Source organism: Corynebacterium sp. KPL2850 (genome assembly GCF_040225855.1).
Taxonomy (GTDB): domain Bacteria; phylum Actinomycetota; class Actinomycetes; order Mycobacteriales; family Mycobacteriaceae; genus Corynebacterium.
Map to the genome: position 1 here is coordinate 1 of NZ_JBEHFV010000013.1, position 13,324 is coordinate 13,324.

General features: G+C 57.4%; 16 protein-coding genes. 8 read left to right on the top strand and 8 right to left on the bottom strand.

Annotated features, from left to right (window positions below; translation table 11 throughout):
* Positions 1–175 precede the first annotated feature (175 nt).
* A complete protein-coding gene (locus ABRP93_RS05790; RefSeq protein ID WP_349887292.1) occupies positions 176–1,222 on the bottom strand; it encodes a pseudouridine synthase in 1,047 nt (348 codons plus the stop codon).
* 120 nt (positions 1,223–1,342) lie between these two features.
* Between ABRP93_RS05790 and ABRP93_RS05795 the strand changes: the two genes are divergently transcribed.
* From ABRP93_RS05795 to ABRP93_RS05805, 3 genes are all read left to right on the top strand, one after another.
* Complete coding sequence (locus ABRP93_RS05795; protein ID WP_284772298.1) at positions 1,343–2,242, top strand: universal stress protein; 900 nt, start codon at positions 1,343–1,345, stop codon at positions 2,240–2,242.
* A 179-nt stretch (positions 2,243–2,421) separates the two neighbouring features.
* Positions 2,422–2,673 carry a GlsB/YeaQ/YmgE family stress response membrane protein gene (locus ABRP93_RS05800; protein ID WP_005285357.1) on the top strand — a complete coding sequence of 84 codons (252 nt, stop codon included), beginning with the start codon at positions 2,422–2,424 and terminating at the stop codon, positions 2,671–2,673.
* A 78-nt stretch (positions 2,674–2,751) separates the two neighbouring features.
* The gene (locus ABRP93_RS05805) at positions 2,752–3,360 is read left to right on the top strand and encodes a TetR/AcrR family transcriptional regulator (RefSeq protein ID WP_349887247.1); all 609 of its coding nucleotides are present in this window, start codon (positions 2,752–2,754) and stop codon (positions 3,358–3,360) included.
* On the opposite strand, the gene yidC is transcribed toward ABRP93_RS05805, so the two are convergent.
* Positions 3,317–4,261, bottom strand: coding sequence for a membrane protein insertase YidC (yidC, locus tag ABRP93_RS05810; RefSeq protein ID WP_349887249.1), 945 nt, complete (start codon positions 4,259–4,261; stop codon positions 3,317–3,319). The two genes, ABRP93_RS05805 and yidC, sit on opposite strands and share 44 nt — an antisense overlap.
* Before the next feature lie 35 nt (positions 4,262–4,296).
* Between yidC and ABRP93_RS05815 the strand changes: the two genes are divergently transcribed.
* On the top strand, positions 4,297–4,959 hold the full coding sequence (locus tag ABRP93_RS05815; RefSeq protein ID WP_349887250.1) for a class E sortase: 663 nt from the start codon (positions 4,297–4,299) through the stop codon (positions 4,957–4,959).
* A complete protein-coding gene (locus ABRP93_RS05820; RefSeq protein WP_005285347.1) occupies positions 4,959–5,111 on the top strand; it encodes a hypothetical protein in 153 nt (50 codons plus the stop codon). Before ABRP93_RS05815 ends, ABRP93_RS05820 begins: the two co-directional genes overlap by 1 nt.
* Here ABRP93_RS05820 and ABRP93_RS05825 read toward each other — a convergent pair.
* Positions 5,108–5,638 carry a DUF2020 domain-containing protein gene (locus ABRP93_RS05825; protein WP_349887252.1) on the bottom strand — a complete coding sequence of 177 codons (531 nt, stop codon included), beginning with the start codon at positions 5,636–5,638 and terminating at the stop codon, positions 5,108–5,110. The two genes, ABRP93_RS05820 and ABRP93_RS05825, sit on opposite strands and share 4 nt — an antisense overlap.
* Between ABRP93_RS05825 and ABRP93_RS05830 the strand changes: the two genes are divergently transcribed.
* Together ABRP93_RS05830 and ABRP93_RS05835 are read left to right on the top strand one after the other, a co-directional pair.
* Positions 5,637–6,800, top strand: a complete 1,164-nt coding sequence (locus tag ABRP93_RS05830; protein ID WP_023024386.1) for a sensor histidine kinase — start codon at positions 5,637–5,639, stop codon at positions 6,798–6,800. The genes ABRP93_RS05825 and ABRP93_RS05830 overlap by 2 nt on opposite strands.
* A 37-nt stretch (positions 6,801–6,837) precedes the next feature.
* Positions 6,838–7,476: a response regulator gene (locus ABRP93_RS05835; protein ID WP_023018163.1), complete on the top strand. Its 639-nt coding sequence runs from the start codon at positions 6,838–6,840 to the stop codon at positions 7,474–7,476.
* A gap of 4 nt (positions 7,477–7,480) precedes the next feature.
* Here the strand turns inward: ABRP93_RS05835 and ABRP93_RS05840 are convergent, their stop codons facing one another.
* Complete coding sequence (locus ABRP93_RS05840; protein ID WP_023024383.1) at positions 7,481–7,792, bottom strand: histone-like nucleoid-structuring protein Lsr2; 312 nt, start codon at positions 7,790–7,792, stop codon at positions 7,481–7,483.
* 193 nt (positions 7,793–7,985) lie between these two features.
* On the bottom strand, positions 7,986–8,618 hold the full coding sequence (locus tag ABRP93_RS05845) for a DUF6474 family protein (protein WP_023024381.1): 633 nt from the start codon (positions 8,616–8,618) through the stop codon (positions 7,986–7,988).
* A 68-nt stretch (positions 8,619–8,686) separates the two neighbouring features.
* Here ABRP93_RS05845 and ABRP93_RS05850 point away from each other — a divergent pair, with 68 nt between their 5' ends.
* The gene (locus tag ABRP93_RS05850; protein ID WP_349887254.1) at positions 8,687–10,120 is read left to right on the top strand and encodes a TM0106 family RecB-like putative nuclease; all 1,434 of its coding nucleotides are present in this window, start codon (positions 8,687–8,689) and stop codon (positions 10,118–10,120) included.
* Here the strand turns inward: ABRP93_RS05850 and ABRP93_RS05855 are convergent.
* From ABRP93_RS05855 to ABRP93_RS05865, 3 genes are all read right to left on the bottom strand, one after another.
* Positions 10,117–11,415, bottom strand: a complete 1,299-nt coding sequence (locus ABRP93_RS05855; protein WP_349887255.1) for a copper oxidase — start codon at positions 11,413–11,415, stop codon at positions 10,117–10,119. The two genes, ABRP93_RS05850 and ABRP93_RS05855, sit on opposite strands and share 4 nt — an antisense overlap.
* Positions 11,416–11,425: 10 nt before the next feature.
* The gene (locus tag ABRP93_RS05860) at positions 11,426–12,577 is read right to left on the bottom strand and encodes an MFS transporter (protein ID WP_349887257.1); all 1,152 of its coding nucleotides are present in this window, start codon (positions 12,575–12,577) and stop codon (positions 11,426–11,428) included.
* A gap of 125 nt (positions 12,578–12,702) precedes the next feature.
* Positions 12,703–13,305 carry a superoxide dismutase gene (locus ABRP93_RS05865; RefSeq protein WP_023024372.1) on the bottom strand — a complete coding sequence of 201 codons (603 nt, stop codon included), beginning with the start codon at positions 13,303–13,305 and terminating at the stop codon, positions 12,703–12,705.
* Positions 13,306–13,324: the final 19 nt, after the last annotated feature.

Here is a 13,324-nt window from a genome sequence, read left to right on the forward strand (position 1 = left end):
AACTCCCAACTTTGGAGCTACTGCCTGGCACGCAGGGTGCATCGACATATTTTCCGCCACGATGCGGTCTTCCACGAAACGGACCACACGTCCTTCGCATCCTGGTCAAATTTTCTTGGCATGTTCCGGATTTTCCCATCTACTCAAACGGAACAAGACCTGGGAGACTTCAGGCTTAAAGCAATTTGTGCGTGGCCAATGGAAGTCCTGAGATGAAATGGCGCGGCTTTCCGCTGAGTGGATCCGTGAATTCTAAGTCCGTTGCTGTTAAGTGCATGGGTACGGACATGTCTTCAGCTTCCTCAGGAAAAATAGTGGGGTAGACAGGATCGCCGAGGATCGGTAAGCCCGCCTGCCACATGTGTAACCGCAATTGATGGGTCTTCCCAGTCTGTGGTTTTAGGGTGTAGATGCCGAGGTCAGCTAGTGAACCGTGAATTTTTTCATAAGAGGCCTTATCAATGGGTTCTACCGATTCTAGGGTGGTGAAAGCATTTGGTTCACCATCTGCTATTCGTCCTTGGATTTCGCCGGGCGTCTTAGTTAGGTGGGAGGACCATTGGAGGGGCGTCGGCAAGCGGCGGAATTCCGCGACCGCCTGGTAGGTCTTGTGGACTTTCTTTTCTGCAAAGAGGGACTGGTAGGCGCCGCGGACGTCCTTGTGTTTGGTAAAAAGAAGCAGGCCCGAAGTGAGGCGGTCGAGGCGGTGTGCCGGCACTAACTCGTTGTTTCCGGTGGAACGGCGGAGGCGAACGGTGGCGGTTTCGACGATGTGCCGGGCGCGCGGCATGGTGGCCATAAATGGGGGCTTATCGGCTACCAGGATATTGTCATCTTCATAGATTATGGGGATGTCATAGGGCACGGGTGTTTCTGGTGCAGGGATGCGGTAGAAAAAGACATCGACATCTTTGCCGAGCACGGTACCTGGCTTTAGGGGAGTTTGATCGCGCAGGACTACCTCGCCCGCGGTGAATCGGTCATGCAGCGCCTGTGCATCATCATTGGGGTGGCGGTGGCGCTGGGAGGATATGACTTCGCTGAGAAAATCCCAGGTGCTCAGGCCTGCCTCCGGGGTGCGTACGCGCGTAGGATTGAGCCCATTTTTGATGGGCAAAGGGATGAATCCCTTTTTGCGATGTATTAGTGTGTTTGACATGGATATTAATTCTCTCGCGGACCAGGTGATGGCCTTTTTCAATGATGGAATTGGCGCGGTGATAAGGGACGTATTCCGAACGCTCCTCGAAATTTTCTCTCCGTCCAATTCTGATCCTGCAACTGTCAACCATTAAGCCTAATCCGTACTATAATTAAGGTATAACCACCGAAAGGAAAGATCATGGCCAAGGAAGACATTGTAGTCGTCGCCGTCGACGGCTCTGACGCCTCAAAGAACGCCGTCCGTTGGGCAGCAAATACCGCGATGAAGAGGGAAATCCCCCTGCGCATCGCATCGAGCTACACCATACCGCAGTTCCTGTATGCAGAAGGTATGGTTCCGCCGAAGGACCTCTACGATGACTTGCAGGAAGAGACCCTGGAAAAGATCGAGGAAGCCCGTGCAATCGCTCACGAGGTAGCCCCAGAGCTCAAGATCGGGCACACCATCGCAGAGGGCTCCCCCATCGACATGCTCTTGGAGATGTCTCATGACGTCACCATGGTCGTGATGGGTTCGCGCGGTATGGGCGGCCTGTCTGGCATGGTCATGGGCTCTGTCTCCGCCGCAGTTGTCTCCCACGCCGCTTGCCCGGTAGTTGTGGTTCGTGAAGATAATAATGTCACCGACTCCACCAAGTACGGCCCAGTCGTCGTTGGTGTGGACGGTTCCGAGGTTTCTCAGAAGGCCACCTCCTATGCCTTCCGCGAAGCCCAGGCTCGCGGCGCGGCCCTCGTTGCCGTGCACACCTGGATGGATATGCAAATCCAGGCATCCCTCGCCGGCCTTTCTGCAGCTCAATCTGAGTGGGCAGAAATTGAAAAGGAACAGACTGAGGTGCTGGAAGAAAACCTGAAGGAACCGCGCGAAGAGTTCCCCGATGTTGAGGTGAAGAAGCAGATCACCCGTGACCGCCCCGTCCGTGCGTTGACGGAGGCTGCCGAGGGTGCGCAGCTTCTCGTCGTTGGTTCCCACGGCCGTGGTGGATTCAAGGGCATGGTCCTGGGCTCTACTTCCCGCGCATTGCTGCAGTCTGCACCGTGCCCGATGATGGTGGTACGCCCAGACGACGAAGGCTAAATCTTTCGCTAGCCTGACTTCCCGGCGCTCTTCTCCCCGGCTTTTGCAGCTAGGGAGTGGAGCGCTTCTGGTGTTTTAGAGCCACTTTGCTATACAAATGTGTCGTATTTGTTATCCCTACTTGAGTCACAGGGGTTTACACTGGGAAATACTCGATACGTTTATATTAGGAGGAAATCATGGGACTAGGTTTAGGTCTATTCACCTCGATCATCGTTGGTATCATCGCCGGCTGGCTGGCGGAGAAGATTATGAAGCGTGACCACGGGTTGTTTACCAACCTAGTGGTGGGTGTTGTCGGCGGCCTCATCGGTGGCATCATCATCCAGCTGCTGAATATTGAGGCTAGCGGTGGGTGGATCTTCTCCATCGTCGCGGCCACCGCGGGTGCTTGTATTTTGCTGTGGATTGTGGACAAAGTGAAGCAATAATCCGCATTTAATTAGCGTACATACCGGTTTGTCTATAAAGTATAGATGAACCGGTTTTGTCGTTGTAGAGAGGAATCCATGGCAGAGAAGAAGTCGCGCCGCAATCGACCCAGCCCGCGGAGCCGATTGTTGGAATCTGCAACCAAGCTTTTTAAAACTGAGGGCATTCGCGTCATCGGTATTGACCGCATCTTGCGCGAAGCGGATGTGGCCAAGGCATCCCTATATTCGTTGTTTGGTTCCAAGGATGCCTTGGTTATTGCCTACGTAGAGTCCTTGGATGAGCAGTTCCGCCAGGACTGGGAGCAGCGGACGGCTGCCATGCAGGATCCGGACCAAAAGATCCTGGCCTTTTTTGACAAGGTCATTGAGGAAGAGCCGGAAGAAGGATTCCGCGGTTCGCACTTCTTGAATGCAGCGGGCGAGTACCCGCGGCCTGAAACGGATTCGGAGCGTGGCATCGTCGCGGCTTGCATGCAGCATCGCAATTGGGCGCATTCCACCCTGACGGCTCTGTTGACGGAGCGCAACGGCTATCCTTCGGCCTCCCAAGCAAGCCAGCTCTTAATTTTCCTCGATGGCGGTCTCGCCGGAGCCCGCTTGACCAAGGAAGCCGGGCCCCTATATACGGCCCGCGAGCTGGCTACTCAGATGCTTTCGGCTCCTCCTGCTGATTATTCGATTTAAGGTACTTGCGCGCCTCAATGCGCAGCCGGTTGACCCGCTTTTTCTCCTCCTTGGAAAGAGCGGGTTGTTTTTCTTTATTCCGCCAATTTTGCAGGCTCTCGCGACGCATCGCATTCACTTCATCTGTAAGCGGGTAGAACTCGCGCAGCATGATTTCGAAGATGATCGTCTGAATGAGGGTGATCCAATATGCACAGCCCCAATAAATAATGATTGCGACGGGGATGGGGCCATTATGAGCCAAATGCCAGAGGAAGAAGGGCACGATGATGAGCAAGATGCCCATGAAAATGAATATGCGGCGGTTCAGTTTGAGATCGAATTGCGTGGTGCGGAAGCTGCGGATGAGGGCGATGATGGAATTCGCCATGGTAAAGACGATGGCCGCAATAAGGACGGGATTGAGGAGATCGCCGTGTTCGCGGGCGAAATCAGTGATCGGGGCGCCGTAGAAAGTGGTTTCACGAAAGGCGGTGACGTCGTCAGCATTGAGCATGCCGACGGTCTTTGAGTCCTGATCGATCTTCGACATCCGAAGGATCACTTGGTACAAACCAATGAAAACCGGAATCATGATGAGCGGTGGGATGCAGCCAGCAGCAGGTTTGTAGTTATAGCTCTTCATGAGGTCCTGCTGATTTTTAATGAGCGCAGCCATTTCCTCTTTGGTGCTGGCCTGGTTCATTTCCTTGGAGATATCGTTATTCTCCGGCCGCATGAGAACGCCGATGCGTGCGGAGCGCAGCGACATCCAGTTGAGGGGGATGACGATGCCCCTCACGGTGAGCACCAAAAGGAAAATGGAGACAAGCCACGCAGCGGATTCATCAACGAAGCCGCTGATCAGCCAATGCCAGAATTTCATGATTCCGGAAACCGGGTACATGAAGAACTCGAACATGGTTTTCCTTTCGGTGAGGAAGTATGGTTTAGAACATGACAAAAGTTCTGGGCGAACTCATGCTAACCATTGGTTTGGTTTTAGTTCTATTTGCATTCTATGAAGCCTATTGGACGAATGTGGAATCAGGGCGCTTACAAGATGAAGCTAATGCAAAATTAGAAGAGCAGTGGCGCAACCCCCGGGAGAAAATGAACCCAGATTTGGGAGATGCCTTCGCACAGATGTACATCCCGGCCTTTGGCTCGGATTATCACTTTGCCATCATCCAAGGCACGGACGACGATGATCTTTTACGCGGCCCGGGCCACTATGAGGACACACAAATGCCAGGTGAGACGGGAAATTTTGCGGTGGCTGGGCACCGCGTGGGCAAGGGTGCCCCATTTAATGATTTGGGTTCTTTGCACACCTGCGATGACATCATCATCGAAACCCACACGGAAAAGATTACCTACAAGGTGCTGCCCATCGATGGCGAGCATGCGGATTGCTTCGATGAAGTACCAGAAGAATATACCCATGTTGCCGGCAGGCATATCACCACGCCTGGCGATGTCTCAGTGATCGACCCCGTGCCGGGGACTGAAGCAGACCCCACGCGGGGAATGCTGACTCTGACCACCTGTCACCCGCAATTTTCCAACGCCGAGCGCATGATTGTGCACGCGATGGAAGTTGGAAAGGAAGCTAAGTAATGTATCGCGCTTTGTGGAATCTATTGCCAGGGCCGAAGCCAGTGAAGGCGCTGCTTGCCATTGCCATTGCTGTGGGAGTCTTCTTCCTCCTTATGGAGGTCGTCTTCCCCTGGGTTTCGCCGATGATGCCCTATAACGACGTCGCGGTTTAAAGCCCTAAATTGGCAATCGCTTCCTGGGCAATCTGCTCGGACTTGAAGGTCTGTTGCTGATTGCTCCACACCAGCACCGCGTGGGTATCCTTTTGCACGGCGTAGACGGCCTGCTCATTGACGATGCCCCGTCCGCCTTCCCAGCCTGCAAAGGAGGCGGGCTCGGTGGCATCGATTGGCGCGGCCCAATCCACCGCGGCGCGGGCGTCTTCTACGGTGGGCATATCGCGCACGATGACGGTAGCTTGCGGGTGGTCCTGATAAGACCAAAACACGCACGCGGGAGTGGGAAAGCGCGTGTCGATGCCCTGCTTGGTCAGGCGCTCGCCGTTGGTATTTTCCAACCAACCGGGATCGATATAGGGACAATCGCTCCATTCATTGACCTCTGCGGTCTGTTCCACGTTGATGGCGGCGCTTTCCGATGCCACCTCGTCTCCCGGTTCGTCCTGGTCTGCTTGCTCGGTCTGGCATCCCGCGATCCCTATTCCGGTCAGGGTGAGAAGGACAAGTAGGCTTTTGCGCATGAGCTCCACACTAGATCGGGATACCGATGCGCTACGCACCGGCATTCATTTCTTGACGGCGGTCCTGCTGGTGGTGGGTATTTTTACCTCGGTGAAGATGCCGCTATCCCAGTCCCTTATCAACCTATTGCTATTGGTGGGGTTCGCGGCCGTCTACTTTGCGGGATCGATCTATGCGGAGCAGTGGCCGCGGCCCATGCGCTACTTGTGGATCAGCATCCTCACGGTGTTATGGGGTGCGGATTTATTTGTGGCTCCCGCCGCCATCTATCTGGTATTCGTCATGTACTTTTTGTACCTGACTGTGCTGGATATGACCGCAGGAATCCTGTGCGTCATCGGCGCTACCGTGCTCACCGTCGTGGTGCAAATACCGGGAGGCCTGACCTTTGGTGGAGTGATGGGCCCGGCGGTCTCGGCACTGGTAACCGTGGCGATTACGTATGCGTTTCGCACCCTATCGCGCATGAACCGGGAGCTAGTAGAAACTCGTACGCAGTTGGCGGCCACGGAACGAGACGCGGGCATGGTGGCCGAGCGCCAGCGCATCGCCCACGAGATTCATGACACCTTGGCCCAGGGGCTGTCATCGATTCAGATGCTCCTGCACTCCGCCGACCGGGATCTGGATAAAGAAGACATTGCTGCCGCACGCAGGCGCATTGAGCTTGCGCGGCGGGCCGCAGCGGATAACCTGCATGAGGCGCGTGCCATGATTGCGGCGCTGCAGCCGCCCACACTAACGGAGACCTCCCTCGAGGCGGCGCTGACGCGCATGGCGGAAAACTTCGCCGCTACGGCGGGGTTCCAGGTGGAGGTCGAAAGCGAAGGCGCGGAGCAACAGTTGCCGATGAAAATAGAGGCGGCGCTATTGCGGATTGCACAGGGAGCGGTGGGGAACATCGTCAAGCATGCCCATGCCAGCCGCGCCCGGATCACCGTCACCTATGAAACCGACGAGGTGCGCGTGGATGTAGTGGATAATGGGCAGGGTTTTGATCCCGCGACGGTGGAAAGCGCGCCGACGGGCCTGGGGCATATCGGCCTTTCTGCCATGCGGCGCCGCGCGCAGGAGCTGGGCGGCGAGGTGGTCATAGAATCCGCGCCGGGGGAGGGAACGGCTGTGTCAGTTAGTATGCCCTTTGATAAGGCGGTAGATTAAACTTTTGGTTGAGAAAAACATCGATAGGAGGGATGTCGTGATTCGGGTCCTTTTGGCAGATGACCACGAGATCGTGCGGCTGGGGCTGCGTTCGGTGCTCGAAGGCGCAGAAGATATCGACGTCGTGGGCGAGGTAGCGACGGCGGAGGCGGCGGTGTCCGCGGCACAAGCAGGCGGTATCGATGTCATCCTCATGGACCTTCGGTTCGGGGCGGGCCTGGAGGGAACGCGCGTTATGGGTGGCGTTGAAGCTACCGCGCAGATTCGGTCCTCCATGAGCACGCCGCCCAAGGTGCTGGTCATCACCAATTACGACACCGATGCGGATATCCTCGGCGCCATCGAGGCAGGCGCGGTAGGCTACCTTTTGAAAGATGCCCCACCGCAGGAGCTTTTGGATGCCGTCCATTCGACGGCGGAGGGGGATTCGGCGCTCTCGCCCATCGTGGCCGACCGCCTCATGACCCGGGTCCGCACGCCCCGCACGTCGTTGACCCCGCGCGAACTAGAAGTGTTGCAACTGGTGGCTGCGGGGGCCTCGAACCGACAAATTGGCCATGACCTCATGCTTTCTGAGGCAACGGTGAAATCCCACCTCGTGCACATTTATGACAAGTTGGGCGTGCGCTCCCGCACGTCCGCAGTGGCGGCCGCCAGGGAACAGGGCGTGCTGTAAAGGCCTAGTGGGCGGCGTTGTAGGCGTCGATAATGTCCTGGGGGATTTTGCCGCGGCGCGCTACGTCATGGCCCTGCTTTTTCGCCCATTCGCGGACCTTGCGGGGATCGACCTGTGGGGATTCCGCATCGGGGGCGGCATGTGCGGCCTCGACAAAGGGGGCGATTGCCTCGTGGAAACGGCGAGCATTGTCGCGGGATAGATCCATGATGTAGCTGCGCCCGTTGACGCTGAAGCGAACTACTTCTAATTCATCCTCACCAATGAGTTCATTATCAAGGTCATCATAAAATTGCGTGATTTCGCGACGTGCCATAGTACCTCCAAGGTTTATTGCGTCGATATGTTGGACTAATACCGGAATTTGGAATCTGAATTAACTTTAATTCAATTCTACCAGTGCGGAAATTAATAGACAATAAAAATTTACTTATTGGCACTTGCGTATAAAAATATCGCCGCCACCTTAAAGAAAGGTGAACGGCGATTGGTGGGAAGAAAAGGAGAAATTAAGCGCCCAGGCGCTGTTGAATCTCCGCAGTAACGGAATCGATCTCTCCGCTAATGGTCTTATGCGCGCGGCGGCGCTGCTGTTCCGTCATGAATTCGGCGTTATCGATCGCGGCATCAACCTCTTCGAGGCGCTCGCGCACGTCCCGCTTGAAGCCACTGGGCAGATCTACATCCTTGAGGGAATTACGGATGCCGGCGGTGCGTGCCTTGAGCGGGGCGCCGTAACCGGAAAAAGAGGCCATTTCCGCCGAACTTACGCCTGCTTTGTGGGCCTTGCGCTTTTCTTTTTCGGACTTCAGTCCCACAAATGCGCGATAAACGAGGGGAAGCAACAGCGGGGCGGCGGTGCGCAATGCGCCTGCATAGCGCTTGACCTTGCCGGCATTAAAGTGGCCCTCGCGCAACTTTTCCAGTTCTTTTTCTGCCATTTTCTGTTCGTGTTTCCGGCGCTTTTTGAGGCCCTTTTCTTCGGCCTTAACAAGATGCTTTTCTTGCTTGGCAAGGAGCTTTTGTTGGCGGCGACGATCCTTCGACTGGGCCTTTACCTCAGCCTTGGCGCGCGCCTTCGCTGCCTTGGCCTGCGCGCGTGCCTCCTGGCGAGCCTTTTTCAATTTCTTGAGGATACTCATTATTTTCCCTTACGTTCGATCGAGTCTGGATTCAACATTACCTTGCTGTTCTATTAAGCTCACCCGGTGTGGAGGATGTCGTTGTAGCTTCGGATCTCGTTGGGTGCCGCTATCGCTTGGTGCAGCGGCGCGCCCACCCCGAGATTCCGCGCACCCGATCCTCGATCGCTAGGGCCGAGCGCCACAGCGCCGCCGTGGACGCGGTCATGGAATTATTCCCGCGCAAATCCCCTGGCCGTTTCCGGCGCATCGATCTAGAAGGCGATGATTGGGAACGCGCCATGGCCACGCTCGAGGCCATCGCCTCCGGCTATACCCACATCACCAATGCGGTCTTTGCCACCGAAAAGTGGAAAGTACACGTGGAATTGCTTCTCCGAGAGGGCAGCTCCTATACCCCCATTATTGTGAGCAACCACCGTGTCGCGCGCAAGCACCCAAAGAAAACTACGCTGGCCGTACCGACTCATCGCCTTGGGCTGAGCGAACCCATGGAGGTTCCGTATAAGTCGCGCCACCATGCCGTCGATGGCTATCGTCTGGCGCTCGCCGCCCAGGCCCTGGAGGATATGGGCCTGAACTCCGGGCGCGGCGGTGCCATCGGTCAGGACCGCCAGCAGGCCTTTTTCACGGAGACGGCGAAATTTGACGTGCAGCGCGCCTGGGATAAGCCGCTTCCCACCGCACCAGTGCGGGTCAAGGAGTGCGCGAGCTGTAGGTTCTGGCCCTTGTGCGAGCAAGAGCTGGTGGCGGCGGATGATATTTCCCTTTTCTTACCGGGCGATCGCGCACGCCCCTTCCGCGAGCGCGGCATTACCACGGTGCAGGCGCTTATCGATGCCAATGTGGGCGAGCCCTCCCGCCTCGCGGCCGCGTGGCGCTCCGGTCAGACGCTGCTGTGCCGCGGAGATACGGCGGTGCCGCGCGCGGATATTGAGGTGGATGTGGACATGGAAGCCTACATGGACCAAGGCGCTTACCTGTGGGGCGCGTGGTTCGAGGACGAGTACCACCCCTTCGTGACTTGGGAGCCGCTGGGCGGACGCGCTGAGGCGGAGAACTTCGCCGAATTTTGGCGGTGGTTAATGCAGTTGCGCGATACAGCGCATGCGGAGGGTAAGACCTTTGCGGCCTATTGCTATTCCGCGCACGGCGAAAACCACTGGATGCGCCGTTCCGCGCAGCGCTTCCGAGAGGTGGATGAACGGGAAGTAGAAGACTTTATCTCTTCCCCGGAGTGGGTGGATATGTTTGCCTACGTGAAGAGATCCTTCGCGGGGCCCTTTGGGCTGGGGCTCAAGGTGGTGGCCCCAGTGGCGGGATTCCGGTGGCCGGACGAGGACTTTGATGGCGAAGAATCCGTGAACGCGCGCCGGGAGGCCCTAGCGGGCGACATGAGCGTCCGGCAGCGCCTCTTGGACTATAACGCCGGCGATGTGCACGCCACTCGGATAGTGCGCGAGTGGATGAGCGACGGCGCGCCGGGAATCCCGGAGCTCTAGAGCGCGGCAATGAAAACGTATATGAACAGCAGGATGCCAAGGCCGATATAGATTTGGTTCCAGTCCGCGATGGTTTTTGGCTCGGGACCTTCCGCCTTTTTCATCAACACCTGCTTTTGGGCCTTGACCGCGCGGGCAATGAGAATGGGGTAGATGGCCAAGGAGCCGATGCATAGCAGCGAGGCCACTACCTTGAGCACGGAGATATCCGTGCCGATCCAGATAAGCAGCCCGCCATTGACGAAGGTGGCGCGCAACAGACCCCACCGATCCAGCTCTTGCAGCCCCGCGCGGACCGCGCCGGGGCCGCCGCCCATGGTGGTGGGAAGAAGATAGCTCATGACTCCGATGAGCAGCTGCGCCGCAAAGCCCACCACGAGGCCGAGGGTGGGAAGCCCTGGTTCTGCCACGAGGAAGTGCTGCGTGGTGTAGTACGCCAAAGATAGCACCAGCCAGAGCGCGGCCATCAGCACCGAGACGGAGGCAAAGTTAACGCGGTCGCGCGGAGCGCGGGCGACGTCGATGACGTTGCCAAGCCACTGCTGCAGGCTCAGGATCCAGCCGATGCAATAGATAATCAGCCCGAGCTGCGGGAAGTCCAGAAACGCGCCGATGATCGTTGCCACCACGCCCAGGGTAAGCAGCAGGAACGAAGAGGACATGCGCTCGTTAGTGCCCTGCGTGCGCCAGATGGTGGGAAAGAGGATGGTCAACGAACCTGCCGCGGCAAGGCCAATGAAACCGCCGATATTGGCGGCGATATGGGCCAAGAGCAACTGCGGATCGCCGGGGTGGATAGCCAGGATTGCGCCGAAGACCGCGCCTACCGGTAGGCACAGCGCGGATAGCACATAGGCGCCGACAACTGGGCGGAAGCGCTTATCCTTGGCGGAGCGCCACTGGGTAAACAGGGACACCCCGTGCCATAAGACGGCAAGCGCGATAAGCGTGGCACCAATCTGGGTCAGTATCCAGTGGTGATCCCAGAACTGCACGAGGAGTTGGCCCGCCACGGCGATGATGATGCCGAGATTGAGGATATAGATGCGCGCGAGTTGCTTGGGGCGGGCGGAATCCGGCAGTTTTTGTTGGACGAATTTTTCCGTCAGGTGCTGCGACCACACCACGATGCTGTTGGTAACCAGGCCCAACGTGAAGAGGTGGATTAGTACCCAGCGATAATTGGGCACGAATATGTGCGCTGCGCCCACCACGATGAAGACCATCATCCAGATGGACACGGGGCGTGAGGCTTTGCGGTGCCAGGTGCGGCTCGACCACTTATCTTGAGGCATAAAACCGAGTTTAGTCGGATTTAATTTTGGTCCAAGTCAGCGCAGTAAGAGCAAGCGCGAAAGCGGTGAAGCAGGCGATGAATTGGTGCCAGGTGAGGGCATCGAAAAGCGTGCCTGCCAAAGCGCCGACGATGGAAGAGCCCAGGTAATAGCAGAAAACGTACATTGAGGACGCCTCGGCGCGGTCATGGGTGGCTAGTTGCCCCACCCAGCCAGACGCGGTGGAGTGGACCGCGAAGAATCCGACGGTCAGGCACACCATGCCAATGAGGGTCATGGCCAGGTTGCCGGCGCAGAGGATAATGCCCACGGTAAAGAGCACGGCGGAACCGACCATGGTTTTTCCGTGCCCAATGCGGGCGACCAGCGTGCCCGCCCGGGCCGAGGACCACGTGCCGGAGAGATAAAACAGGAAGGTAAAACCAGCCAGCGCCGGGGAAAGACCAAAATCCCCGGTTAGGCGGAAGGTAAGGAAGTTATACATGGACACGAACGTGCCCATGGATAAAAAGGCGACGATAAATAATGCGGCGAGATCCTTATTTGCCCAGTGCCCAAAGACCGCGCTGAGCTCGGAGCGGAAGTGAATTGGCTTGGGGTGAAAATTCCGCTGGGCGGGTAGGAGGAGCCAGCAGGTAATGGCAAAGGCGAGGGAGACCACGGCGGAGCCGAGCATCGCCCAGCGCCATGAGGAAAACTCCACCAAGCCAGCGGGAATGATGCGGCCGGTGAGCCCGCCAACGGAATTGCCGGCGATATAAAGTCCCATCGCCTTAGGCAAAGCATGATCCTCGAGCTCTTCTGAAAGCCAGGCCATCGCCGTCGCCGGAGCGCCGGATAACATCGCACCCTGCAGCCCGCGCAGGGCAATGAGCTGCCAGCCCTCTTGGGCTAGGGGCACCACGAGGCCCAGGATGGTGGCGGCGATGGCGGAGATGAGGAGGATGCGCCCGCGCCCATAGCGCTCAGAAAGGATGGACGCCGGAACCACGCAGATGGCCAATGCGCCGGTGGCGGCCGAAACAGTCATGGCCGCTTCCGTGTGCGAGATGCCCATATCCGTTACCAACGTGGGCAAAATTGCTTGGGTGGTATAGAGGCTAGAAAACACCGCCAAGCCCAAAAGGAGCATGGCGATGGTGGCGCGCCGGTTTCTGGTCATGCATACCAGCATTCTCCTCACAGGCGGCGGTGTAAATTTCGCCACACCCTTGATGGGGTTAGCGCAAGCATAAAAATGCCGCCCTTCCAGCAAGGAAAGGCGGCAGAAGGTAACTAATTAAAAAGTTACTTCTTAGCTGCAGCGTAACGCTCTGCAACGTCGTCCCAGTTGAAGACGTTCCATGCGGCCTTGACGTAGTCAGCCTTCACGTTCTTGTACTGCAGGTAGTAAGCGTGCTCCCACATATCGAGCATGAGCAGCGGGGTGAAGTCAACGGAAACGTTGCCCTGCTGGTCAGTGAGCTGCTCGATGATCAGGCGGTCAGCGATGTGGTCGTAACCCAGCACTGCCCAGCCGGAACCCTGCAGGGAGGTAGCGGCACCAGCGAAGTGTGCCTGGAACTTCTCGAAGGAACCGAAGTCGCGGTCGATAGCCTCTGCCAGCTCGCCGGTGGGCTGGCCGCCACCGTTCGGGGACAGGTTCTTCCAGAAGATGGAGTGGTTGGTGTGGCCACCCAGGTTGAATGCCAAGTTCTTGGACAGGGCGCGGATACGGTCTGGGTTAGCCTCGCCGTTGCGCTCTTCTTCCAGTGCCTCGAGGGCAGCGTTAGCACCCTTCACGTAGGTTGCGTGGTGCTTGTCGTGGTGGAGCTCCATAATCTCTGCGGAGATGTGTGGCTCCAGTGCGTCGTATGCGTATGGGAGATCAGGAAGTTCGTAAACAGCCATTTGTGTAATCCTTTCTTCG